Annotated in this window: 1 protein-coding gene; it reads left to right on the top strand. The window is 60.8% G+C overall.

Annotated elements, in window-relative coordinates; all coding sequences use genetic code 11:
- Nucleotides 1-1,236 (top strand): DUF3769 domain-containing protein (locus NW835_RS01250; RefSeq protein ID WP_414414307.1); only part of this gene is annotated, 1,236 nt, incomplete at both ends.

Here is a 1,236-nt window from a genome sequence, read left to right as displayed (position 1 = left end):
AACTGGGAAGGAGAGCAGGTGCGGCTGACCAATGACCCTCTCGATCCGCCAGAGCTGGAGATCCGCAGCCCGCGGGCGACCTCTACCTTGCAGGCGGATGGTTCCAGCCTGTTGATTGCCGAAGCTGGCCAACTGGTTTTCGACCAGGTCTTGTTTCTGCCCCTGCCCATTCGGCTGCGCTTTGACTCATTGAACCGTCAGCCTCCGGTCAGCATTTTCTACGATGACTTCGACCGGGAAGAGCTGCGGCGCGGCCTGATCCTGCAGGCCAACTTCGAGCTGCTGCAGGATCCCCATCTCAGCCTGGTGCTCTCCCCACAACTGTATCCGCAACGCCTTTGGGGCAGCGATCAAGGGATCCGCGATGGGATCGGGCTGCGGGCTGATTTTCGTTGGCGGCAACCGGAAGCCAATGCCCAAACCTCGCTGTTTGCCGAGCTGCGCGGGATCGTCTTCGAGGAGTTTGCCCGGCGCTTGCGGGCTCAGGTCGAACACCGCGTTACCACCGGCAACGGCGGCCAAGTCACCTACACCTATGCGTATCAGGAGCGTTTTTTCAGCGGGCGGCTGGGGTTCCAGATTGTGGAGAATCGCCTTGGTGCTAGCTACAGCTCGCCCACCCTCCGCCTCGGCAACACCGGTTTGGACTTCAGCTACCGCATAGCCGCCGACTACATCGACGCCCTGGGACAACTCGGCAACATCGACACCGATCCCGATCTGGCCTTGGCCAATACCACCGAGCGCATCCAGCTCGCCCGACTGCAACTGGGGGCAGCCCTAACTCGTTCTTTTCCCCTCTGGCGACCCCCTAAGACGGCGTCGGATCCGCCGCCCCGCTTTTCCGCTTTGCCCATCGAACAGGGAATCTGGCTCAACACCGGCGTCAGCAGCAGCCAGTCGTTTTACTCCAATGGGCGCACCCAAAGCTATACTGCCGGCAGCATCGGCCTCGACGCGGTGATCGGGGCTTTTGCGGCCAATACCTTCGACTACACCAACCTGAGGGTGACCTACTCCAACGGTTTTTTGGCCGGAGCCTCGCCGTTTTTGTTTGACCGCATCACCACGCGGGAGCAGCTTGTTTTGGGCTTTTTACAGCAACTGTATGGTCCGTTGCGGGTAGGGGCAGAGACGACGGTGGATCTGCAGTCAGGCCAGCAGGTGGACATCACCTACCGCCTGGGTTACGACCGCCGCACCTATGGATTTAGCTTGCAATACAATCCGGTGCGC

The sequence above is a fragment of the Synechococcus sp. OH2 genome, from assembly GCF_047462155.1.
GTDB lineage: Bacteria > Cyanobacteriota > Cyanobacteriia > Thermostichales > Thermostichaceae > Thermostichus.
Note: the sequence above shows the minus strand (reverse complement) of the source record. Positions and strands in the feature narration are given on the sequence as shown.